The sequence below is a fragment of the Arthrobacter citreus genome, assembly GCF_038405225.1.
Classification (GTDB): Bacteria; Actinomycetota; Actinomycetes; order Actinomycetales; family Micrococcaceae; genus Arthrobacter_B; species Arthrobacter_B citreus_A.
Map to the genome: position 1 here is coordinate 1,532,383 of NZ_CP151657.1, position 21,886 is coordinate 1,554,268.

Sequence of the window (21,886 nt, forward strand, 5' to 3'; positions counted from 1 at the left end):
GAGACAGATATGACAAGTTTTGACGGCAAGACAGCACTGGTCACAGGCGGCGGTTCGGGCATCGGAGAAGCGATCAGCAAAGAGCTCGCCAGCAACGGTGCCAAGGTGGTCGTCGCCGACATCAACCTTGACAGTGCTACCCGCGTAGCTGACGAGATCACCGCCGCCGGCGGAACCGCTATTCCGCTCCAGTCCAATACGATGGTGGCCGAAGACAGCAAGAAGGCCGTTGACTTCGCCGTGGAGACGTTCGGTGCCCTCAACTACGCCGTGAACAACGCTGGCATCGGTGGGGCTCCCGCCCTGACTGGTGAAACCGACCTCGAGAATTGGGAACGAGTCATCGGCATAAACCTCAACGGTGTGCTCTTCGGTATGCGCTACCAGATCCCCGCCATCCTTGAGTCCGGTGCTGCCGAAGGCGGGATCGTCAACATGGCATCGATACATGGCACCGTTGCTGCTCTCGGCTCATCGGCATACACCGCCTCGAAGCACGCGGTCGTTGGCCTGACGAAGAACGCCGCTGCGGAATACGGAGCACAGGGCCTGCGCATCAACGCGGTCGGCCCCGGCTACATTGATACCCCGTTGCTTGAAGCAGCTCCGGCAGAGGTCCTCGACGCTCTCAAGGACAAGCACCCTCTGGGCCGCCTCGGCCGGCCGGAGGAAATCGCGAATGTCACAGCCTTCCTCCTCTCGGACAAGGCAAGCTTCATGACCGGCTCCTACGTGCTTGTCGATGGCGGCTACACCATCGTCTAAGTCTTACGGGTGACGGACCACTGGTCGACGCAAGACAACAAAAGACCGCACAGTCCGGCACCTACCCCCCCAACCCCCGCCCGAAGGGCACTGGTTTCAGCCTTTGCCAAAGTCGCTGAAACCGGTGCCCTCCCTGTGCCTGACCCGCAGACATGCTGGCTTTCCACCAGGGGAATGACTTATGAGACTAGACCGTCGGCCCTAAAGGGCTGCACATACCATGCCATTTACCGCTGCGACTCACAGCGGAAGTAATTGTGCCCAGACTTCGTGGTCAACGTGAGTTGGTGCCCGCCGGGATACCGGCATACGGGCAGGTTGAATTGAGCAGCTATCCTGAGACGCCAGTCTTTATGCTCAGACCGATGAGGCCATCATTTAGGCCGTGGTGCCCACTGAGCGATCGTCCAATGGACAGGTTGCTCGATTAGTAGTGGCACACTACAAAGGTGATCAGCACCTTGAACTTGCCAGTTGCCCTGACTGCTAAGGGTCGGGATCTCGTCCTGCGAAGAGCCTCAACCAACGACCTCGAAACACTCATGCTTCTACTCGCGGATGACCCAATTAGCGCGAATAGAGGCGACAAGGCAATGGACGCCGATGTCCCCGCCTACCGTTCTGCTCTAGCTGCGATTATCGAAGATCCATCCAACTAGATCATCGTTTGTCGTCGATGATGGCGGTGAGCTCCTGGCCACCATGCAGCTGACCCGCATTCCTGGAATGGCGAGACCCGGTGCAACCCGGCTTCTTGTGGAGGCCGTTCGAGTGCGGAGTGACAGCAGATCACTCGGGGTGGGATCCGCGATGATGCGTTGGGTTACCGGGGCAGCCGCAGCCATGGTCGGGGCTGACCTCGTACAGCTCACTTCGGATGAGGCACGGACCGACGCTCACCGATTTTACGAACGCCTGGGGTTTGTTGGATCGCATCGCGGGTTCAAGTACAAAGTGCGTTGAAGTTGCGTCCGAACGGACGTGAAATTGCAGTGCAGACGGCTTCGGACCTTGCAGTCGATATCGGGAAAACAACAAGATTTTGAATCAGGAAGGTTTCCGACGGCACCTGCACCACGGGAGCCGGCTTGCGGGACGCTTCCAGAAGGAATCCTGACCCGGTTGTTGACTCTGCCCCTAAGGGCAAGGTTTATCGTGAAGTTAGGAGGCAAGAATGCGTATAGGGGAGTTAGCCACCCGGGCACAGGTGTCGATCAAGGCCGTGCGCTATTACGAGCAATTGGGATTAGTACAGCCGGAGCGTTCGTCCAATGGTTATCGCGACTATTCAGATCGTGATTTACGGGTGGTCAGTGAAATACGTGCATTGTCCGGGTTCGGGATCAGTCCCGGTCGTGCGGCGCCCTTTGTCGCATGTCTGGAGACAGGGCACCAGCACAGTGACGAATGCCCGGCTTCTCTGGCTGCCTACCGGGACGGCATTGCAGAGTTGGATCGGACCATTGCATCCCTTTCCTCCCGACGCGAGCACCTTGTCGCACGACTGCAGCAGGGCGCGTCCCGAACTTTTAGAACGGAGATCACCACCGTGATCGATTACTCCAAGGTCCTGCCCGATAATCTTCCCGTCCCTGTGGATGACGGAGGCGCTGACCATCTCGTGGGGCTCGCCATGCCGACAGAGACGTTTTCGGCCACGGATGGACGGAAAGTGAATCTCGCCGGGCTCGGAGGTGGCCGAACGGTTATTTACCTGTATCCCTTGACAGGAGTTCCAGGAACAGACCTCCCGGAGGGCTGGGACGCTATTCCCGGTGCCCGCGGCTGCTCCACGGAGGCCTGCGATTTCCGGGACCACTTCACGCTGTTGAGGGACGCGGGTGTGGAGAATGTTTTCGGCATGTCCAGCCAGGGTTCGGGCTACCAACGAGAGGTCGTCGACCGGCTGCGGCTGCCGTTCCCGATGCTGTCCGATCCGACCTTTGCGCTGGCAGAAGCGCTGGCTCTGCCGACTTTCGCCGCAACGGGTCATGAGCGGCTCTACACGCGCCTGACACTAATCGTTAAGGACGGCGCAATCGAGCACGTGTTCTATCCGATCTTTCCTCCAAACACCCATGCCCAACAAGTTCTGGACTGGCTGCAACAATAAGCACTCACGCGAGGACTTCGGTCCACGGGAATGGATCAGCGGGCTTATGTCATTAGATGGCACGGTCACGTAGTGCTTTCCCCGGGACCGGCACCCGCCCGGCGTCCGGCACCGGTGGTCAGGAGCCCGTGGCTGAAACCGGCTTACCGTCGTCGTCGCTCTCCCACCGTCCGGCGTAACGCGCCAAGGGCTGCAGGGAGCGCAGCAGGTCGAGGCCACGCTCCGAGAGGCGGTACCGGATACTGACCGGAATGGTGGGCTCGACAAGGCGCTCCACCAGGCCGGCGTCCTCAAGGTCGCGGAGCCGGACAGTCAGCATCCGCCCGGACAGCCCCAGGACACGGTGCTCAATCTCGGTGAACCGCTCAGCACCCGTTCCTAGAGCAAGCAGGATGCCGCTGGCCCAGCGCCTCCCCACCACCTCCATCACGCCGGCGAGGCGCCGGCACTCTTCATCGTCAATGCGGAACGGAGGCCCCGCGGGTCTGGTCTCAGACGTAGTCACGCACAAAAAGTAAGCGGCTTACCTAGTGGTTGTCAAGGATGATGCGTGCGCAGATGCTGAAGGCATGCCTGACTACCTGCACCCGCTGCGTTTCGGCAGCTTCATCACTCCCTCGGCGGCAACGCCCCAGCTGCCCGTGGACCGGGCCCTGCTCAGCGAGGAGCTGGGCCTGGACCTGGTGACCTTCCAGGACCACCCCTATCAGGCCCAGTTCCTAGACACCTGGACCCTGATTTCGGTGGTCGCCGCCCGGACCGAACGCATCCACGTCTCCGGAAATGTGCTGAACCTGCCGCTGCGCCAGCCCGCCGTGCTGGCCCGCTCCCTGGCGAGCTTGGATCTGCTCAGCGGCGGCCGGGTGGAACTCGGAATCGGCACGGGGGGATATTTTGACGCGATCGCCTCGATGGGCGGTCCGGTCCTGACGATCGGGGAAGCGGTCGGCGGGCTGGAGGATGCGCTGTCCATCATCCGAGGAATCTGGGACACCACGGATCCGGCGCCTCTGCATGTCAACGGGAAGTTCCATCATGTGGCCGGCGCGGCCAGGGGCCCGGCCCCGGCGCACAGCATCCCCATCTGGGTGGGAGCGTACAAGCCCCGGATGCAGGGCCTCATTGGCCGCAAGGGCGACGGCTGGTTGCCGAGCCTGCCCTGGATGAAACCGGGCGACGTCGAACGCGGCAACGAGGTGATCGACGCCGCCGCCCGCGAGGCGGGCCGCGATCCGCGGGAGATCACGCGCCTGATGAATGTGACCCCGCAGTACGACGCCGCCTCCCTGGCCGAACTGGCGACCGAGCACTGGGTGAGCGTGTTCATCGTGGCCACCGACGATCCGCAGGAGCTCCGCCGGTTCGCAGAGGTCACGGCGCCGGGGATCCGAGCCCGGGTCGAGCGGGCCCGCGTTGAGCGTGCCCGCCGGCAGAATAGCTACTCTCCGGCGGCTGGACCAGCTGCGTCCGGACCCGTGGCTGTGCCGGAGGCCCGGTCCTTTCGGGAGGACCCGATCCCCGCGGCACTCTCCCCGCGGGCCCTGCTCCCCGGCGACCCGGACTACACCCGCTATACCTCCAGTTACTTCCGCGGGGCACGACCCGGCGTCGTCCTGCGTCCCGTGACCACCGCCGAGGTGCAGGCGGCGGTGCGCTTCGCTGCCCGCCACCGCGACGTGCCGCTGGGACTTTTCAGCGGCGGACACGGCCTGTCCGGCCGGTCCCTCAACAACGGCGGCATAGTCATCGCACTCGACGAACTGAACGGAATTACGGTGACCGGCGGAAACCGCGTCCAGGTGGGGCCGGGCGCCCGGTGGGGCGAGATCGCGCGGGCGCTGGCCCCGCACGGGCTGGCGGTCACCGCCGGCGACAGCGGCGGCGTCGGCGTCGGAGGCCTGGCGACGACGGCGGGAATCGGCTGGTTTGTCCGGGAACACGGGCTTGCGATCGACCACCTCCGCTCCGTGGACATCGTCACCGCAGACGGCGAGCTGGTGCATGCGAGCGCGGACCGGAACAGCGACCTGTTCTGGGCCGTGCGCGGCGCCGGAGCCAACTTTGGCGCCGTCGTCTCGTTTGAATTCGAGGCACACCCGGTCTCCCCACAGGTCGGTTTCGCGATGTTTCTGTTCACCCCGGACGACGCCGCCTCTTTCCTGGAGGGGTGGGGCACCACCATCGAGGGATCGCACCCGTCCGTGACGGGATCCCTGATGATCGGCCCGGGCGGCCCCGGATCGCCGGCCGTCATCCAGGCGATGATCGTGGTGGACTCCTCCGATCCGGACACCGTGGTGCAGCGGCTCGAGCCGTTGGCGGCTCTGGCGCCGCTGGCCAATCAGTCGGTCACCATGGTCCCGTACGCAGCCCTGCTGGAGGTTCCGCCCGACGGCGAACAGCACGGCCAGGGTGAACCGCGCAGCCACTCCGGTTTTGTCCGGCACTTGAGCACCGACGTCGCCCGGGGCCTGGCGGACCTGCTCGCCTCGGGGTCACCGTTCCTGCTGAGCATCCGCTCGTCCGGGGGCGCAGCCGCCAACCACCCTGCCGATTCCACCGCATACGGGTGGCAGTCGGCGGAGTTCCTGATCTCCATTCTGGGCGGCCGCTCAGAGGAGGTCGGGCGGCGCTGGTCGAACCTGGTCCCGCTGTTCGAAGGCCTGTATATCAGCTTTGAAACCGACACCGGCCCCGATGTCCTCGCCCGCGCCTTTCCTCCCGGGCATCTGCGGCGGCTGCGGGCGCTCAAGGCGGTCTGGGACCCGACCGGTCTGTTCCGCGACAACTTCTACATAGCCCCGGAACCGGACGTCGGAGACGCTTCCCCGGCTCAAGCCCGGTTGGCGCCTATCGGAACGGCGGATCAGTTGGGGGCATGACGGCCGCGGCCGGCGGACCTGGCCGACGCCGTCGCCGTCGGCCGCCCCGTCATTGCCAACCCGGATCTGGCCTACCGCTGGCAGGAGGACCACCCGCTGAACGAGATCGGGATCGTGCCACCTACGCCGTCATTTCGTACCCTGCTTTGACGGCTGCAATCAGCGCTCCCCACCGGAATACTGCGCTTCAATATCCTTACTCCAGGCACGCGCGTACAGGCCAAGGGCTGCCTGCTCCCTGAAGGTGAAGCCCAGCCGGTTGAGCGACAGCTGGCTGGCCCCCGTAGCCAGCTGCTGCGCACTGCGACTGATGCGTTGCTTGTCCGCCCGGTACAAATAGTCATCAATGGCCCGTGCCCACCGCCGTCGCCAGACATCCACTGCCGGCTCTGAGGCTAGGGCGGCCATCACCCGATGTGCGGGTATCACCCGGGGTGCCATCCGGGCCATCATCGCCCTGCGTGCCTGCTCGGACCGCGGACCGGAAGATCCTGTGCAGGCCTGCAGATGAGCGTTCCAGTAGTAGTCCCAGCTTGTAGTTCTGCGGTCTGGCCAAACAACGGACCGGGGTCCCCGCATCATTGCGTGGCCGCTGTCGAAGAGAAGCAGTGCAGCCAACATCGAGCGCGTGTTGAGGCTGGGAAAGCGGTTGACCGACCACAGGGCCAGATCCGAGGATACTTTGGAAATCTCTGCTGCCAGTTCCAGGCCCTTTGGTCCACCGAACCGTGCGAGTGCGGCTTCCACCAACTCAGGTACGGGTTCGCCCGGTGGTTGCGGATAAACGATGCCCGGGGCGCGGGAAATCTTCACGGCACCCAGCTTGGCAACGTTTTCGTCCGCCAGTGCGTGCGCCAACGTCCATAGGTGATTAATGACGTCGTCGGTGGCACACAAGTGCAGGAGCACTGACGGATGGCCTGATTCCAGGTTCCGTGAGAACCGGAACCTTCCTCCCTCCGCGACCCCTAGTTGGGAAGTCAGAGGGGCAACAATATGACGGAGAATATCGTCGCCCACATCCTTGAGCTGAGGATCTATGATCCGAATGGACCATGTGCAGGAGTGCTGCTGCACAGGACGGATAGCTGCTCCTCGACGAACAGTGTTCGATTGCATCACCACTCTTTTCATCCCCAGAGATTGATTCTTTGACTTCGGCAGGTGTAGTGCCTACACAGTGTGGTGACGAAATGCGGATGTCCATACCGGCTCTCAGGAGTTCACCATTTGTTCAGGTGCTGTTTTCCTGCGTACACAGAGCGACGTTTTTAACGCCGGCGTCCCCGTCAAGCTCCGGGACGCGGCTCCATGCCAGCGAGGGCGAGAACCCGCTCGGCGGCCCGCACCATGGCTACATCGATGAAGGTGCCGTCTTCCAGCACGAAGGCCCCGGTCCCGTCGAGGGCTGCGGCACTCACCCGGTCGACAATGCTCTGTGCCCGGGCCACCTCCGAGGCATCAGGGGTAAAGACCCGGCGGATGATATCGAGCTGACGGGGATGCACGGCGGTGCGGCCGGAGAAGCCGAGGGCGCGGCCGGCGCGGCAGCTCGCCTCCAATCCCGCGACATCGACGACGTCGGCATAGACCGCCATCAGTGGAGCAGGCAGGCTGGCAGCCGCAGCCGCATTAACGATGCGGCTGCGTGACCAAGCCAAACCCGCTTCCCCGCCGGACCCGGCAGGAACTCCCAGTTCAGCCCGAAGATCCGCCTCGCCGCTGGCGATCGTGGAAACTCCCGAGGAGGCGATCTCGAAGGCACGCTCAATCGACAGTGCCGATTCCAGCAGCGCATGCACCTGCCGTCCCGGCAGCGCGGCACGAAGAGCTGCGACATCGGCAGCTGACTGGGTCTTGGGCAACCGCACCCCGAACGCAGCGGGAAGCGCCGCAACCGCGGCGACGTCCGCCTCATGAACAGAGGATCCGGCCGCATTAACCCGCACCTGCACGGCGGGAGCGGCCTCGCCGCACGCCTCCCACAACGCCGCGAAGTCTGTCAGGGCGGCACGGGCATCCGCCTTGCGCGAAGCTGTGACGGCATCTTCCAGATCCACGATGACCGCATCCGCCCCGGCCCGCAGCGCCTTCTCGAAGCGCTCGGGCCGGTCAGCGGGAGCGTACAGCGCCACCACGATGGGCCGGCTCATCCGATGCTTCCATCGTCATGCAGCGCCGCTAACTCGTCGGGCGAGTAACCCAGCTCGGTCAGCACGGCATCCGTGTCCGCGCCATGCGCCCGCCCGGTGAACGCGATCGTCGCTTCATCCCTGGACATCCGGAACAGCGGTCCCTGCATGGCCATGTCACCAAGGTCTGCGTCCTTTATCCGGTGGATGGTCCCCAAAGCATTGAACTGAGGATCGGCAACAATGTCCGACGGGTCATAGATCGGTGCCACCGCGGCTTCCGCAGCCTCGAAGGCGGCGACGACCTCCTCCCGGGAGTGCCGGGCGATCCATGTGCCCACGGCGTCGTCGAGGAGGTCGGCGTGCTCGGCGCGGGCTGCTCCGCTGGCGAACCATTCCTCCTCGGCAAGTTCGGGACGCCCGACCAGGGCAACCACGCGCTCAGCAATGGACTGCGCACTCGTGGACACTGCCACCCAGGAACCGTCAGCGGTGCGGTACGCGTTGCGGGGGGCATTATTGACCGAGCGGTTGCCGGTGCGCGGCTGCACGGTGCCCAGTTGATCCCAGCGCGTGATCTGCGGGCCCAGCATGGCCAGGATCGGCTCGATGATGGCCACGTCAACTTCCTGGCCTTTGCCGTCCTTGTCGCGGGCGTGCAGGGCAACCATGATCGCGTAGGCGGTTGCCAGCGACGCGACGCCGTCCGCCAAGCCAAACGGCGGAAGCGTCGGCGGCCCGTCCGGCTCGCCGGTGGACGATGCAAAGCCGCTCATCGCTTCGGCGAGCGTGCCGAACCCCGGCCGGTTCTTATACGGTCCGATTTGCCCGAACCCGGTAACGCGGGCGAGGACAAGCCCGGGGTTCTGCGCGGACAGCGCGTTGTAGTCCAGCCCCCAGCGTTCCAGCGTGCCCGGACGGAAGTTCTCGATCACGACATCCGCGCTCCGGGCAAGGCGGATAAACGCATCGCGCCCGCCGGCCGTATGCAGGTCGATGGCCACCGTGCGCTTATTGCGGCCGAGCGTCTTCCACCAAAGGTTCTGTCCGTCCTTGCTCGGCCCGTGGCCCCGCGCAGGATCCGGCCGGTTGGGATGTTCAACCTTGACGACGTCGGCGCCCATGTCCCCCAGATGCATTGCTGCCATCGGGCCCGCGAAGAGCGTCGAGGCGTCCACGACGCGCAGGCCGTTGAGCGGGCTCATGCGGGTCCCTCCCCTTCAGGGGCCGGGTCATCGAGGGCATCGTCGTTGTGCTGCTCGGTATTGTGCTGCTCGACGCAGATACGGAACCCGACTGAGCTGGACGCGTCCTGGCCGAGTCCGGGCAAGAGCAGCTTGGCGCTGAAGTCCGGAGACTTCACACCGCCGTCGAAGTACCAGTCCGAGCCCTCGCTGCGGTGTGCACTGCCGCCCTTGAGCATGACAAAGCGGGTACGGCCGTCCGAATGCTCGGACTCCGTCCAGTTCCACACCTCCGGTGTTCGGCGCAGAAACCCGGGACGGGCTGCGGCCAGCTGCCATTCATCCTCGGTGGGGAGACGTCCGCCGGCCCAGGCTGCGTATTCGCGGGCCCGGGCGAATGTCACGTTGGTAGCGGGACGCTCCGGGTCGCGGGCATCCGTATGCTTTCCGATCGCATCGAGGAAGCGGGCGTACTCGGCCTCGCTCACCTCTGCGGCGGCAACAGAAACCGGCTGCGGGAGAACAACGTTCCGGTCCAGCGTGCGCTGGTCGTGAAGCCGGGGAGGAAGCGGCTTCCACTCGTCCACGTAGGGCGCTCCGTCATACATGCCTGTCTCGCGCATCCGGTAGCGCACGGTCAGGGTGTATTCGCCGGCCGCAACAGCGACGGTGGGGATAGCCCGGCTGGATGCCGGAGCAACGGGGCCGTTCCAATGCGGCGCGCTCAGGCGTCGTGCCGGGCGGTGCCGGAAGGCCGTGTCATGCCGGGTTGGTTGCCCGGCGAGAGCAGCGTGTACGACGTCGAGCTGATCGGGCACCGGGGCACCGGCACCGATGTGCGCCGCGGCGGCTATTCCGCCGGCGGGCACGGTGATCGAGTTCGCGGTGTCACCGGCGTGCAGCGGCCGCCAGCCGCTGCCGGGCAGGCGGTAGTGGGCGTCCTCATCCGAGGTGTTTGCCAGGAGCAGCAGGGTGACACCGTCGAGTTCGAAAGCCGACCCCACCACGGGGCCGTCGGTTACCGAGAGCGGTGTCCACTCCCCCTCCACGAGCCAGCGGTGGAAGCCGCGCTGAACGGGAAGCATGCGGCGGAGCGTCGCGGCATCCCGGTCATTCCAGCCGACCCAGGCTCCGAAAACCACCTCCCACACCATGACTCCAACACCGTTGAGCCAGGCCGAGCGCAGCTCTTCGGCATGGTCCCGGTGCCAGCGGCGGATGTGGTGCTGCATGTGCCGGCGCTCAAACCACCGTGCGCGGAGGACGCCGGGCAGTTCCGAGTCGGCGAACCACTGTGCCCAAGACAACGTGTGGTCTGCGATCCGCTCGGTGGCGAGCTTCGATTCGCCTTCGAGGCCGATGCCGGGGCGCGCCGCATCCAGCGCTGTGACCAGTTCGGGATCCGCCTTTTTCAGCGTGTCGAGGAAGACTCCGTCCGCACCCAGGCGGCGCACTGCCGCCGCGAGCTCATGGGTGTCGTCCCCGCTGCGGCGCGTTCCCGTATCCCAGGGGTTGTAGTCCAGGAACACGGCGACGCCGGCAGCGCGCAGCGCCGCTGCAACTTCGGCCAAACCCGGGACGTCGTAAAAGTCCCACTGGTTGCGGTCGTCAATACCAATGACCGGATAGGCGTGCCACAGGACGACGCCGTCAAGCCCGCCGAAACGCTCGTGCGCGTCAGCGAGAAACCGCTCGGGGGTGAAACGCTGCGCCTCAAAATCGAAGAACAGCTCGTCCCACAACCAGACCTGCGCCACGGTAAAGCAACGGCTTGCCCAGGCGGAGGCGTCGTCGTCGTACCGGGTGGGCTCGCCATGGCGCTTTCGCGCACCTTCCCGCCACACACTGAGCTGGGCGCGCCAGCGGCCAAGATCCCCGGGATCGGCAGGCGCCGCGAAAATCTTGGCGTCATCAAGCGCGGCCGCCGCTTCCCCGCTCATCAGATCCAGCTCGAGCGGCACCCGGGTGGGGAGATCGAGTTCACGGGGCTGCAGGGGGTTGAAACCGCCGCTCATGATGTTCCCTCCGACAATCTGAAGGTACGTTCTGCGAGGTCACGGATGGACCGCTCGGCCCCGCCCGGGAGCGAGGTCTTGATGGAGTCTTTGAGCGGATCAGTCCAGTCCGCACCGATCCCCTCAGCACCCAGAAGCCCGCCGATGACGGATCCGATGGTCGCGCCGACGGAGTCGGTGTCCCATCCGCCTGCGACGCCGAGCGCGATGGCGGCACCGAAGTCCCCGCCGTAGGCCTGGATGGCGCACGCCGTCAGTGCCGCGTTGTTGAGGGTGTGAACCCAATGCATCCCCTTGAACTCCGCATGCAGCACGTCGAGTGCCTCGGGAGTGGTCAGCGAGCCTTCGGCGAGGGCCTTGCCGGTCTGCCGGCCGAGACGTACGGCGGCAGCCAGGCGTGAATCCGGCGGCACGACCGTGTCCGCTGCGTCCAGCACGGCATCGGCGGAGGTGGCGGTGAGGGATGCTGAGCACAGGGCAGCGGCCCACATTTCCCCGTAGATCCCGTTGCGGGTGTGGCTTAACCGCGCGTCGGTCCATGCCGACGCGGCAGCCGCGCGCACGTCCCCCGGATGAGCCCAGCCATGCACGTCGGCCCGGATGAGAGCGCCGATCCATTCCCGGAACGGATTGTGGTGCCGCGCGGTATCCGGGACGGTCCGGGCATCAAGAATGTTCCGGTACGCCGCTCGTTCAGCGGTGAAGACCCGGCCCGCCGGCAGCGCCGCCAGCCAGGCTTCGGCAAAGTGCTCTGTGGAGAGACTGCGGCCGTGGGTCTCCATCAGCTCGAGGGTGAGGATGGGGAAGTTCAGGTCGTCATCCTCGGGCATTCCGTCGATGTTCTCCACCAGCGAGGTGGGCGCGGAGCGGCGGTTCCAGGGCCAGCGCTCCGCTATGTCCTGCGGAAGCCCCACCGCGGTGAAGTAGGTGCGGATCGGCCAGTTGCCGGTTGCCCGGGCAATCTCTTCGATGCCCGCACGGGGAATCTTCTCCACGGGCTTGCCGAGCAGGCATCCCGCCGCCCGGCCAAGCCATGCCCCGTGCATCCGTTCGAAGTCCACGGACGTCCCTATTCCCGGAGCGGCCGGCGCGGTACCCGGCCTACCCGGCGGGAGCAGGGCGACGATGTCCTCCCACTCGTCCGGTTCCTCGGCGCTTGGGATCTGCAGGGTCTGCAGCTCATCGAGCACCGTGCGTGCGAGGGAACGGATCTCCCGGCTTGCGGGTTCAGCGCTCGCCCCCGATGGAGCGAGTTGCGTCGAGCCGCCGGCTTCCGCCCACCTGCACTCAATCGGGGCAAGTTCGTTTTCAGCCACACCCTGTTCACGGAGAGCTGCCAGCTCAGCGGCGACCAAGTCCTCCGGCTGGGACCATGTCAGCCTCACTTCGCGTATACCGGGCTCAGCAGCGATTCCAGGGCTGCGGCTCGTTGTGTGGCGCGATCGGCATCCGCCCGGGCGATATCACGCACCACCTCCGTCATCGCATCCACCACGGAATCGAGATCGAGGCGGCTTGCGGCCGTGACATCAGTGACCCAGTCCGTGGGCACTGCCTCAATACCGTGGAGACCACCGCAGATGGCGCCGGCCATCGTGGCGATCGAGTCGGCGTCGCGCCCGTAATTGACGGCGTCGAGCACCGAGGAGCGAAGGTCGCCGTTGCGGGCGACGACGAACCCGAGCGCCGCAGGCAGCTCTTCGATCGATTTGGTGCGTGACGGCAGGCGGGCATCCATCGCCGGGGCGCGGTACTGCTCCCCCACCGTGTCGAACGGTGCAACAGCGGCGCGCACCACCCGGGCAATATCCCGCGGGTCATCCGATCCGCCGTCGGCAAGGAACGCATCGACGGCGTCAAAAACGGCACGGATGGCTGCGGCGGTCCCGTCGTGGGCGACATCCAGCACGGCCTGCCGCATGTCGTCGACGGTTGCGCCGGGAGCGGCGGATGCTGCCACTGCAGCCGCGAATACGCCTGCGGCCTCACGTCCGTAGGACGATTGGTGAGCTCCGGCGATGTCGATGGCTTCTGCATAGGCACCCTGCGGGTCACCGATGTGCACGAGTCCGACCGGCGCCATATACATGGAGGCTCCGCAGTTGACGATGTTTCCCACACCGGCTTCCCGCGGGTCAGCGTGACCATAGTGCAGTTTCGCGACGATCCACTTTTCGGCGAGGAAGACGCGCTGCAGGATCAGGGCATGGTCCTCGAGTTCGGGGACCCAGCGCCGTTCACCGATCATCAGCGGCACCAGATCGCTGGCGACGTCGTAGGCATCGAGATGCCGGCGCTGCTTGGTGTAGACCTCCACGAGAGCGTGGGTCATGAGCGTATCGTCGGTCACGTGCCCGTCACCCTTGTGGTAGGGCGCAATCGGCCGCGCGGTTTTCCAATCGGCGAGGAAGGGTCCCACGATGCCCTCGACCCGGCCGCCGTGGCGCTCTTCGATCTGCTCGGGGGTCCAGCCCTCCGTGGCACCGCCCAAGGCGTCTCCCACTGCGGCGCCTGTCAGTACTCCGGCTACTTTGTTCTGCAACACGTTCATTCTCACTCCTTGTTTACCTCCGAAAATGACGACGGCGGGGGCGAACCGGCGGCTCACCCCCGCGCGTCATCAACCGGCGATGTCAGTCCAGCCGGTGGAAAGTTGGTTAGCCAGCTCGTCGCTGGTGATCTGATCAGCCAGGTACTGCTGGAAGGCCGGCGTGGCGATGGTGTCTTTCCACTCCGTGTACTTTTCGACCTTGAGGAACGGCGGTCCCTGCAGCCCTTCGCCTGATGCCAGCACCTGTTCCCAGGCGGGGTTGTCCGCGGCCAGTGTTTCCACCTCGGTCCTGGCTGAGGAGGACGCCGGGATCAGTGCGTCGGCGTAGGCGATGGAGGCCAGGTTCTCAGCGCTCATGAAGAAGTTGAGGAAATCAGCCGACTCGTCCACGTACTCGGAATCAACGTTCACCGAGTAGGTCTGCGGGTTTGCGGCCTGGATCGCGCCGGCTGAACCCTCAAGCGGAGGCAGGGCCACCCAGTTGAGCCCTTCGGGGGCGTCGTTGGCAATGTTCGTCGCCTGGAAGGATCCCTGCACGGTCATTGCGACCTTGCCTCCGTAGAACGAGGCGAGTACGTCCGACCCGGACTGTGTCAGTGACGTGGGTTCGATCGACTTGTCGGTGTAGGCCATTTCATGGATCAGTTCGGGCACCGCCAGCTCGGAGTCGCCAACATCGATCGACGCGTCAGTGCCTTCTCCGTCAAAGAAGCCACCGTCAAAACCGAGCGAGAGGCTCATCATCGTCGCCGTCGGCGATCCAAGACCCCATCCGATGCCGAAATTGCCTTCGGTGGTTGTTGCCTTCGCGATGGTCTGCAACTCTTCCCACGTCATCGTGTCGCCGGTGGGAACTTCAACCCCGGCGGCTTCGAGGAGGTCAGCATTGGCGAACACCATGTAGGACTGCAGAGTGGACGGATAGGCGATGATCTCTCCGTCCTGTGTGACAGAGTCCCAAATCCCTTCGGAGATGTCCTGCTTCAGGTCCTCGTCGATGAGGTCGGTCAGGTCAGCGAGGTAGCCGTCCGCCGCGAAGGAGGCAATGGAACTCGCCTCATAGTGGATGATGTCCGGTGCCGTTCCACCGGTGAACTGGGTGATGAGTTTGTCGAAGGTCCCGTCCCATCCGGCTTGGACAATCTTTACCTGAACGTCTTCGTTCTCCGTGTTCCACTGATCGACTATGGATTTCACGGCAGCCTGGGTGGTTGGCTGGTCGGACAGCGACTGGAACTGGAGGGTTACGGGGCCGCCGTCGGCGTTCTCCGATTCATTGCTGGCACTGCCCTGCTGGCAACCGCTCAGGGCGAGGATGGTCACGCCCGCGAACGCGACGGCGCCAATGCCTCGTATTCTCTTCATGATGCTCGCTTTCTTGTTCTGTTGTGGTCGATCTTTCTTAGGGGGCAGGGTCAGCCTTTGACTGCTCCGGCGAGCATTCCGCCGGTCAGCTTCTTCTGCAGGATGGTGAAGATGATGAGCGACGGAATGGTCGCGAGAATGGCACCTGCTGCCAGCGGGCCCAGCTGGGTTTGCCCTTCCGCGCCCAGGAACGAACGCAGGGCGATGGGAAGTGTGTACAGCTCCGGGCTCTGCAGCAGGACAAGGGCGAGGAAGAACTCATTCCAGGCCGAGACAAAGGTAAACATGGCCGTTGCCACCAGCCCCGGTGCGAGCAGCGGAAGGATGATCCTCCGCAGAATCGTGATGCGCGAAGCCCCATCCATTTCACCGGCCTCCTCCAGTTCCGCCGGAATAGCGGACACGTAACCCTGCAGCATCCAGAGCGTGAACGGCAGGGTGAAGGTGACGTACACGAGGGTCAGTCCGAGTAGGGTGTCGTTGAGATTGATCGTGCGCAGCACCAGGAACAACGGGATGATGATGAGGATCGACGGGAAGACCTGGCTGGTCAGTATCCACACCGTGCCGGCAGCGCGGAGCCGCCCCTTGAGACGGGCGAGGGCGTAGGCCATCGGCATCGACAGCAGCACGGTGATCACCATCGTTGCCAGGGATACCAGCACCGAATTGCCGGCGGCGGTCAAAAGGTTCTGGCGCTCGAGGGCGGAACCGTAGTTGCTGAAGTCCCAGGTGGCCGGCAGCAGGTTGACGGCGAGCGAGTTCAGCTCACCCGATGATTTGAACGACGCCGACAGCAGCCACAGCAGCGGGAACCCAAGGAACAGGAGGAATGCGGTAAGGGCGACGTACATGAGCGCCGTCGCGTACCAGGGACGCCTGGTGATCATGAGCGTGCTCCCTTTGTCTGACGGAACTGGTTGACAAGGTACAGAGACAGAACCAGCAGGATCGCGATGACGAGCACGTCACCCATTGCCGAGGCGTATCCGATTTCGCGGTTGCGGAAGGCCTCCAAGTAGGTGAACAGCGGCGGTATCATCGTCCGGCCGCCGGGGCCGCCTTCAGTGAGGACATAGATGAGGCCAAAGGAGTTGAACTGCCAGATGAAGTCCAGCGCGGTGACAGCGAAAACAACCGGGCGGAGGGCCGGGAGGGTGATGTGCCAGAACCGGCGGAACGCTCCGGCGCCGTCGACTGCAGCTGCCTCATGCTGCTCCGCGGAAATGGACTGCATACCGGCCAGCAGCAGGACAGTGGTCTGCGGAATCCCCGCCCAGACTCCCACCACAATGACGGCGGGCAGGGCGGTGGAAAAGTCGCCAAGCCAGTTGACGCCCGGAATGCCCACCGCTTCGAGCATGCCGTTCAGCGGACCTGAATTGGGGTTGTAAATCATCCGCCACACGATCGCGATGACCACGGGCGGCATCGCCCAGGGGATCAATGCCAGCACCCGGGTCAGGCCCTTTAGCCGCAAATCGCTGTTGAGCAGCAGTGCCAGTCCCATGGCGCACACAAGGGTGAGAAGTGCGACGGAACCGGCCCAGACGATGCCGATGCCGAAAGAGCCCCAGAAACGGTGGTCGCCGAAGAGTTCAATGAAGTTTCCGAAACCGATGAAGTTGATCTCCGCGTTCCGCTTCAGCGTGGCATCGGTGAAGCCGAGGGCGACTCCGCTGACCAGCGGGATAACGGAAAAGATAATGATCGGCAGGAGCGCGGGGATCACCAGCGTGATGGCTTCCCGCCGTTGCGCGCGAACGCGGTGGCCTACGCGTCTCACTGGACGCGGCGCCTCCTTCACATCGCGTGGAGTGCTTGTGGCTGCGGTGCTCATCCGGCTTCCCTCTCCTCATTGAGATCGGTGTGTTCAGTGTGGTCACGCGTAGGAGACGAGGCAGGGTCCGGCCTGCGTGCGAGGGAAGAGCCGCGAACAACCAGCGAGGGCGCAACCGCAATGGTGTGCGCGGGACGCGCAGGGTCCGTGATGCGTTGGAGCAGCAGCTCCGCTGCGGCGCGGCCGCGCTCGTCGGCGCCGAGGTCCACGCTCGTGAGGCCCGGCCGGACGACTCCGGCCAGCTCCGTGTTATCGATACCGGTGACGGCGATGTCGCCCGGAACGGACAGCCCAAAATCTTCGGCGGCCCGGATCACGCCGATTCCGATCAGATCATTGGCGGCGACGATGGCATCGGGGCGGAATTCACCGGACAGCACCCGGCGGGCCGCAGCGTAGCCGGCCCCGATCGTGAAGTCCTCAGCCTCGACGCTCCTCGCCAGGATTTCCGGGTGGGCAGCGACTGCTGCGGCGAATCCGTCCCGCCGGAAAGCACCAGGGGTGGTGTCGCTGGGTCCGTTCACAAAAGTGACGTCACGCCGGCCCTCGGCAGCAAGATGGTCAACAACAAGACGCATGGCAGTGCGCGAATCCGCACGCACGTTGTCAATACTCTGGCTGTCCGGCAAATGTCCCAGGACGACGACCGGCACCGGCGTCTTCGCAAGCACCGCAAGGAGCTCATCCGTGACGCGAAGCGGCGACAGAATCATGCCGTCCACATACCCCCGGCTCAGGTCACGCACCACGTCGACTGAGGAGGACAGGGTACCCATCGAGGACAGCACCAGCCGGTAGCCGGATGCCGAGACGACCCGCTCCACCGCGGTCATCATCTCGACGTAGACCGGGTTGCCAATGTCGGCGACGGCGTAGACGAGTTGGTTTGTTCGGCCCCGCTTCAGGGACTGTGCCGTCGCATCGGCGACGTAGCCGAGTTCCTCGGCGGCGTGCTGCACTTTGGCAACCGTTTGGGGGCTCGCTATGAGCCCGTTGAGGGCCCGTGAAGCAGACGCCACAGAAACGCCGGCGTGTGCCGCAACCTGAGTGATAGTGACCCGAGCCAACGCTCTCCTTCGAGTGCTGTAAACGTTTACAGTGGATGCACGAGACGATTCCATTGATGAGCTGCTGTGTCAAGCAATTGTTTTCTGCACCCGGTGTCAGGGTCAGCGATCAACACGGATGTGAGCAGAATCCCAGACGCCTCTTAGCTCCAAAGGACCCGTGACTCCGGATGTTGGGAAGGCCATGCGCCGATCAGGAGCAAGGAAAGATTCCCGCCTCTTGGACGCCGCTTTACCAGGCTGCCCTCTAGACGGAGATTGGCCTGTGCGCCAACCTGTGGTGGTGGGGGCCGCAGGGAAGAAGCAGCGGAACCCGGACTTTAGCGTCGTCGTTCCCCTGATAACTGTGAGGCCCCATGAGTGATCGTGAGCCGCCCGGGCCACCCGGACTTGCAAGGCCAACACGGATTCTGCTGACTCTGGCGGCTGCCGGCTGTGCCTGCTGGACGGTATGGGCAGGCCGATCGATCCTGGCGCCGCTGGTGCTGGCCGCGGCGCTCATCATTATCGCTTTGCCGGCGCGAAGACCATTGGATCGGCGCGGCGCCCCAAGCTGGGTGGGCACCCTCGTCGTCGTGGTTATTGCGTGGGGAATCCTGGCGGTCCTGGCAGTGCTGGTCCTTCTGGCTCTGGGGCAATTCGGGAGCATTCTGGCCACCAACGCAGGCCAGCTGGAAGAGAGCGCCGCAACACTTGAGTCGTTTTTCCAAAGCCTCGGATTCAGCACCGTGTCGATGGAGGAGGTTGCCGGGGCCATCCAGCCATCCACACTCCTGACGACCGTTTTCAACGCCGGCACGCAACTGGTGGGCCTGGGCACGGCCATCTTTTTTGTCGTCGCCTACGCGATGTTTCTCGGGATGGATGCTGCACGGTGGCAGAACCCTCCGAAGGACCTCGCGGAGGCGAGCAGCCGGAGACTGCACGCTTTCAACCAGTTCACCGCCGGAACCAACCGGTACTTCCTCGTCAACTCGATCTTCGGGCTGACCGTCGCGGTGATTGACGGACTCGCCCTCTGGCTGCTCGGTGTACCCGGTCCCTTCGTCTGGGCGGTGCTGGCGTTTGTTACCAACTACATCCCCAATATTGGTTTCGTCCTCGGCGTGGTGCCTCCCGTCGTGCTCGCTGTCGCGGTTGGCGGCTGGGGGCTGGGGCTGCTGGTGCTGGCCATTTACTGCATCGTCAACGTCACTCTCCAAGTGCTGGTCCAGCCCCGGTTCGTGGGGGAAACAGTTCGACTGAGCGTCACGCTGACCTTCGCCTCGGTGGTTCTTTGGACAACCCTGCTGGGAGCGGTCGGCTCGCTCTTGGCTGTGCCGCTCACTCTCTTTGCCCGCTTCCTGATCATCGGCGGGGACCCCGGTGCGCGCTTCGCACAGTGGATCAGCGGCGATGACGGCCCGGAGGACGCCCCGGCACCCCCGGATGAACCGCGTAACCCGGAATGACCGCGTGATCCACTCCCCAGGCTGCGGAGGGCTTCAGTAAGAGTCGAAGGTTGGGGGCTGGTCCCCGCCGTCGCCCCTTCGCTGCTCGACGCCGTCGCCCCTTCGCTGCTCGACACCGGAGACGCCGGAGACGCCGGGTGCGGACGGTGCGCGGTGCCAGGGGCGACGGTCGTAGATTGCCAACAGCTGCGCACCGAGGCCAAGGAACACCATGGCCAGCCAGACGACGACGTTCAGCCACGGAATATGCAGCGCGACAATGAGGATCAGACCCCCGACAAGCGCCTTGATCACTGGATGCTGGTTGCCGCGGAAGATGAGCCTGCCAATGAAATAGGCGCCGAAGACAAAGGTGGCGAGCGTCAGCGTTATCCAGACCAGAAGGACTGACAGCCCCAGAGGCGCCCCGATAATTGTGCCCAGAAGGAGCAGCACCACAAACGGGACGGCGATGGATGCCACGAAACCGACCAGCAGCGCCCGCCATGGCCGAGGCAGGAGCCGATCGGTCACCCGGTGCAGCAAACGGGGGAAGAGCCAGCCCGCGACCACCGTGACAAGGCTCAGCGCAACCAGCGCATACAACAATCCGAGCAGCCACCCAACGAACTTCTCCCCCGCCGAGGGCTCCTGCTCGGGCTCCGGGGCGATGCGCTCCACGGTGCCGCTGACCGCATCCGCGGAGATATTTGCCTCCTCGTCGGAGTTGTACGTGAGGTTGCCCCCGACCGTCCCGCTGATGGTGAGGTTTCCAACGCCAACCTCGACATCACGGCCGACAGCCCCGGAGATGGCGATGTCACCCGCGGCACCCACCAGGTCCTCCCCGAATGACCCGGCATCGGTGATGGTGACGGTTGCCGCGAAGATCGTTCCACTGCGCGCAACGTCGCCGCTGATGGTCACGTCCTGCCCGGCGAGGCGCACGTTTCCGTCGACGTTGCCGGTAATGGTGATCGTTTGGGCTGCCGCGATCACATCCCCCGTAACGTTTCCGCTGATGGTGACGCTTTGCCCGGAGGCGTACACGTCACCGGAAACGTCATCCTGGACGTCGATGTTCAGGCCGCTGTAGAACTGCGGCCCGGTGCCGTCGTTCACCACGGCAAAAGGCGCGGACTGGGGGCTGGACACCGGGGATGAGGCGAATGCACCTGATCCCGTCGCCAGGAGCAGAAGGCAGACGGTGAGAAGTGCGGAGAAAGCCCGCCGGCTAGGAGAAGGAAGTCTCATCGGAATGCCTTTCCGGGGTACGGTTCGCCTGTTCTTCCTCGACAGAGGGCTGGCGAAGCGGCATCCCGCGGCTGGCTGCCATGAGTATCCGGCGCCGCGGTCCCGGGGCCAGTGTTTTCAGTGTCCAGCAGATGTCCGCCGGGCAATAGAGGCGGCGCCGCGGCAGGACAGCGCTGAGGATGATTTACGGAGTCAGCAGTACTTTCACCGCCCGGCGTTCGTCCATGGCCCGGTATCCTTCCGCGGCGTCCTCGAGGGGAAGGGTGAGGTCGAAGACCAGGCCGGGATCGATGGTCCGGTTCCAGATCAGGTCGATCAGTTCGGGTAAAAACCGGCGGACCGGTGCCGGCCCGCCAAGCATGTTGATCTCGGCGAAGAACAGTTCCAGCCCGGGCAGCGCCACGTCGTGGGATACGCCCACAAAACCCATGTGCCCGCCGGGCCGGGTGGAGCGGACTGCCTGCATCATCGATTCCTGTGTCCCCACTGCCTCCACTACCGAGTGTGCCCCGAGCCCGTGCGTCATGTCCTTGATGACGGCCACGCCGTCGTCTCCCCGTTCGGCAACGATGTCGGTGGCGCCGAAGCGGCGGGCCAGTTCCTGCCGCTCGGGGTGCCGGCTCATGGCGATGACCCGCTCGGCGCCGAGCTGGCGGGCGGCCAGGACGGCAAGGAGCCCGACGGCGCCGTCGCCCACCACCGCCACGGTCTTGCCGGGACCGGCGGAGGCGGCCACAGCACCGAACCAGCCGGTGCCGAGCACATCGGAGGCGGCCATCAGCGACGGCAGCAGGTCGGCGTCGGGCTGGCCGGGCGTAGCGACCAGGGTGCCGTCGGCAAGCGGGATCCGGGCGAACTGCGCCTGGGTGCCGATCGCACCCATCGGCTGCGCCTGGACGCAGCGGCTTTGAAAACCGGCCCGGCAAATCTCGCAGGTGTTGTCGGAGGCCCAGAAGGATCCGACGACGAAGTCTCCGGGTTTCACCGTGCGGACCCCACTGCCAACCTCTGTCACGGTGCCTACGTATTCATGGCCCATCGGCGCCACGGCCGGAACGTCTTCGATGCCGCGGTATGGCCAGAGGTCGGAGCCGCAGATGCAGGTTGCGGCGAGCTGGATGACAGCGTCGGTTGGTTCAATGATCCGCGGGTCCCCGCGGTCCTCCACCCGGATGTCACCGGGGGCATGAATGACTACTCCGCGCATGAGGTTGCTCCCTTCAAGGATCCTGTGCAGTTCCTTATCCAGCAGACCATTGCCCTCGGCGCTCCGGAAGTCCCGGCCGGT

General features: G+C 64.8%; 18 protein-coding genes. 5 read left to right on the top strand and 13 right to left on the bottom strand.

All coding sequences use genetic code 11. From position 1 onward, the window contains the following. The first annotated feature begins 9 nt into the window (after positions 1 to 9). The 3 genes from AAE021_RS06995 (at position 10) to AAE021_RS07005 (ending at position 2,878) form a co-directional block, all read left to right on the top strand. Positions 10 to 765 carry a glucose 1-dehydrogenase gene (locus AAE021_RS06995; RefSeq protein ID WP_342024894.1) on the top strand — a complete coding sequence of 252 codons (756 nt, stop codon included), beginning with the start codon at positions 10 to 12 and terminating at the stop codon, positions 763 to 765. Between the two features lie 702 nt (positions 766 to 1,467). Then, entirely contained in the window at positions 1,468 to 1,728 is a 261-nt protein-coding gene (locus AAE021_RS07000; protein WP_342024895.1) for a GNAT family N-acetyltransferase, read from the top strand. A gap of 211 nt (positions 1,729 to 1,939) precedes the next feature. Beyond that, on the top strand, positions 1,940 to 2,878 hold the full coding sequence (locus AAE021_RS07005) for a MerR family transcriptional regulator (RefSeq protein ID WP_342024896.1): 939 nt from the start codon (positions 1,940 to 1,942) through the stop codon (positions 2,876 to 2,878). A 118-nt stretch (positions 2,879 to 2,996) separates the two neighbouring features. Here the strand turns inward: AAE021_RS07005 and AAE021_RS07010 are convergent, their stop codons facing one another. After that, entirely contained in the window at positions 2,997 to 3,383 is a 387-nt protein-coding gene (locus AAE021_RS07010) for a helix-turn-helix domain-containing protein (RefSeq protein ID WP_342024897.1), read from the bottom strand. Between the two features lie 64 nt (positions 3,384 to 3,447). Between AAE021_RS07010 and AAE021_RS07015 the strand changes: the two genes are divergently transcribed. Beyond that, the gene (locus AAE021_RS07015; protein WP_342024898.1) at positions 3,448 to 5,760 is read left to right on the top strand and encodes an LLM class flavin-dependent oxidoreductase; all 2,313 of its coding nucleotides are present in this window, start codon (positions 3,448 to 3,450) and stop codon (positions 5,758 to 5,760) included. A gap of 159 nt (positions 5,761 to 5,919) precedes the next feature. Here AAE021_RS07015 and AAE021_RS07020 read toward each other — a convergent pair whose 3' ends face one another. The 10 genes from AAE021_RS07020 to AAE021_RS07065 all read right to left on the bottom strand — a co-directional run bounded on the left by AAE021_RS07020 (position 5,920) and on the right by AAE021_RS07065 (position 17,914). Next, positions 5,920 to 6,618 (bottom strand): hypothetical protein, encoded by a 699-nt coding sequence (locus AAE021_RS07020; RefSeq protein WP_342024899.1) that lies wholly within the window; start codon positions 6,616 to 6,618, stop codon positions 5,920 to 5,922. Between the two features lie 431 nt (positions 6,619 to 7,049). Further along, the gene (locus AAE021_RS07025; protein WP_342024900.1) at positions 7,050 to 7,913 is read right to left on the bottom strand and encodes an HpcH/HpaI aldolase/citrate lyase family protein; all 864 of its coding nucleotides are present in this window, start codon (positions 7,911 to 7,913) and stop codon (positions 7,050 to 7,052) included. Next, the gene (locus AAE021_RS07030; RefSeq protein WP_342024901.1) at positions 7,910 to 9,097 is read right to left on the bottom strand and encodes a CoA transferase; all 1,188 of its coding nucleotides are present in this window, start codon (positions 9,095 to 9,097) and stop codon (positions 7,910 to 7,912) included. The genes AAE021_RS07025 and AAE021_RS07030 overlap by 4 nt, the downstream gene beginning before the upstream one ends. Further along, a complete protein-coding gene (locus tag AAE021_RS07035; RefSeq protein ID WP_342024902.1) occupies positions 9,094 to 11,091 on the bottom strand; it encodes an SUMF1/EgtB/PvdO family nonheme iron enzyme in 1,998 nt (665 codons plus the stop codon). Before AAE021_RS07035 ends, AAE021_RS07030 begins: the two co-directional genes overlap by 4 nt. Then, entirely contained in the window at positions 11,088 to 12,476 is a 1,389-nt protein-coding gene (locus tag AAE021_RS07040; RefSeq protein WP_342024903.1) for an ADP-ribosylglycohydrolase family protein, read from the bottom strand. Before AAE021_RS07040 ends, AAE021_RS07035 begins: the two co-directional genes overlap by 4 nt. After that, the gene (locus AAE021_RS07045) at positions 12,473 to 13,642 is read right to left on the bottom strand and encodes an ADP-ribosylglycohydrolase family protein (protein WP_342024904.1); all 1,170 of its coding nucleotides are present in this window, start codon (positions 13,640 to 13,642) and stop codon (positions 12,473 to 12,475) included. The genes AAE021_RS07040 and AAE021_RS07045 overlap by 4 nt, the downstream gene beginning before the upstream one ends. Before the next feature lie 69 nt (positions 13,643 to 13,711). Continuing rightward, positions 13,712 to 15,007 (bottom strand): sugar ABC transporter substrate-binding protein, encoded by a 1,296-nt coding sequence (locus AAE021_RS07050; RefSeq protein ID WP_342024905.1) that lies wholly within the window; start codon positions 15,005 to 15,007, stop codon positions 13,712 to 13,714. A gap of 50 nt (positions 15,008 to 15,057) precedes the next feature. Continuing rightward, positions 15,058 to 15,897: a carbohydrate ABC transporter permease gene (locus AAE021_RS07055; RefSeq protein WP_152218365.1), complete on the bottom strand. Its 840-nt coding sequence runs from the start codon at positions 15,895 to 15,897 to the stop codon at positions 15,058 to 15,060. Continuing rightward, positions 15,894 to 16,793 (bottom strand): carbohydrate ABC transporter permease, encoded by a 900-nt coding sequence (locus tag AAE021_RS07060; RefSeq protein WP_342024906.1) that lies wholly within the window; start codon positions 16,791 to 16,793, stop codon positions 15,894 to 15,896. The genes AAE021_RS07055 and AAE021_RS07060 overlap by 4 nt, the downstream gene beginning before the upstream one ends. A 50-nt stretch (positions 16,794 to 16,843) precedes the next feature. Next, on the bottom strand, positions 16,844 to 17,914 hold the full coding sequence (locus AAE021_RS07065) for a LacI family DNA-binding transcriptional regulator (protein WP_342024907.1): 1,071 nt from the start codon (positions 17,912 to 17,914) through the stop codon (positions 16,844 to 16,846). A 356-nt stretch (positions 17,915 to 18,270) separates the two neighbouring features. Between AAE021_RS07065 and AAE021_RS07070 the strand changes: the two genes are divergently transcribed. After that, entirely contained in the window at positions 18,271 to 19,365 is a 1,095-nt protein-coding gene (locus AAE021_RS07070) for an AI-2E family transporter (RefSeq protein ID WP_342024908.1), read from the top strand. Positions 19,366 to 19,398: 33 nt separating this feature from the next. Here the strand turns inward: AAE021_RS07070 and AAE021_RS07075 are convergent, their stop codons facing one another. Beyond that, positions 19,399 to 20,499 carry a hypothetical protein gene (locus tag AAE021_RS07075; RefSeq protein WP_342024909.1) on the bottom strand — a complete coding sequence of 367 codons (1,101 nt, stop codon included), beginning with the start codon at positions 20,497 to 20,499 and terminating at the stop codon, positions 19,399 to 19,401. Positions 20,500 to 20,782: 283 nt separating this feature from the next. Further along, positions 20,783 to 21,805 (bottom strand): zinc-dependent alcohol dehydrogenase family protein, encoded by a 1,023-nt coding sequence (locus tag AAE021_RS07080; RefSeq protein ID WP_342024910.1) that lies wholly within the window; start codon positions 21,803 to 21,805, stop codon positions 20,783 to 20,785. Between the last annotated feature and the right edge of the window lie 81 nt (positions 21,806 to 21,886).

What these genes read in the sequence shown, in the direction of transcription:
- AAE021_RS06995 (WP_342024894.1), top strand. Translation starts at nt 10, where the DNA reads ATGACAAGTTTTGACGGCAAGACAGCACTGGTCACAGGCGGCGGTTCG.
- AAE021_RS07000 (WP_342024895.1), top strand. Translation starts at nt 1,468, where the DNA reads ATGCAGCTGACCCGCATTCCTGGAATGGCGAGACCCGGTGCAACCCGG.
- AAE021_RS07005 (WP_342024896.1), top strand. Translation starts at nt 1,940, where the DNA reads ATGCGTATAGGGGAGTTAGCCACCCGGGCACAGGTGTCGATCAAGGCC.
- AAE021_RS07015 (WP_342024898.1), top strand. Translation starts at nt 3,448, where the DNA reads ATGCCTGACTACCTGCACCCGCTGCGTTTCGGCAGCTTCATCACTCCC.
- AAE021_RS07025 (WP_342024900.1), bottom strand. Translation starts at nt 7,913, where the DNA reads ATGAGCCGGCCCATCGTGGTGGCGCTGTACGCTCCCGCTGACCGGCCC.
- AAE021_RS07030 (WP_342024901.1), bottom strand. Translation starts at nt 9,097, where the DNA reads ATGAGCCCGCTCAACGGCCTGCGCGTCGTGGACGCCTCGACGCTCTTC.
- AAE021_RS07035 (WP_342024902.1), bottom strand. Translation starts at nt 11,091, where the DNA reads ATGAGCGGCGGTTTCAACCCCCTGCAGCCCCGTGAACTCGATCTCCCC.
- AAE021_RS07045 (WP_342024904.1), bottom strand. Translation starts at nt 13,642, where the DNA reads ATGAACGTGTTGCAGAACAAAGTAGCCGGAGTACTGACAGGCGCCGCA.
- AAE021_RS07050 (WP_342024905.1), bottom strand. Translation starts at nt 15,007, where the DNA reads ATGAAGAGAATACGAGGCATTGGCGCCGTCGCGTTCGCGGGCGTGACC.
- AAE021_RS07055 (WP_152218365.1), bottom strand. Translation starts at nt 15,897, where the DNA reads ATGATCACCAGGCGTCCCTGGTACGCGACGGCGCTCATGTACGTCGCC.
- AAE021_RS07070 (WP_342024908.1), top strand. Translation starts at nt 18,271, where the DNA reads ATGAGTGATCGTGAGCCGCCCGGGCCACCCGGACTTGCAAGGCCAACA.
- AAE021_RS07080 (WP_342024910.1), bottom strand. Translation starts at nt 21,805, where the DNA reads ATGCGCGGAGTAGTCATTCATGCCCCCGGTGACATCCGGGTGGAGGAC.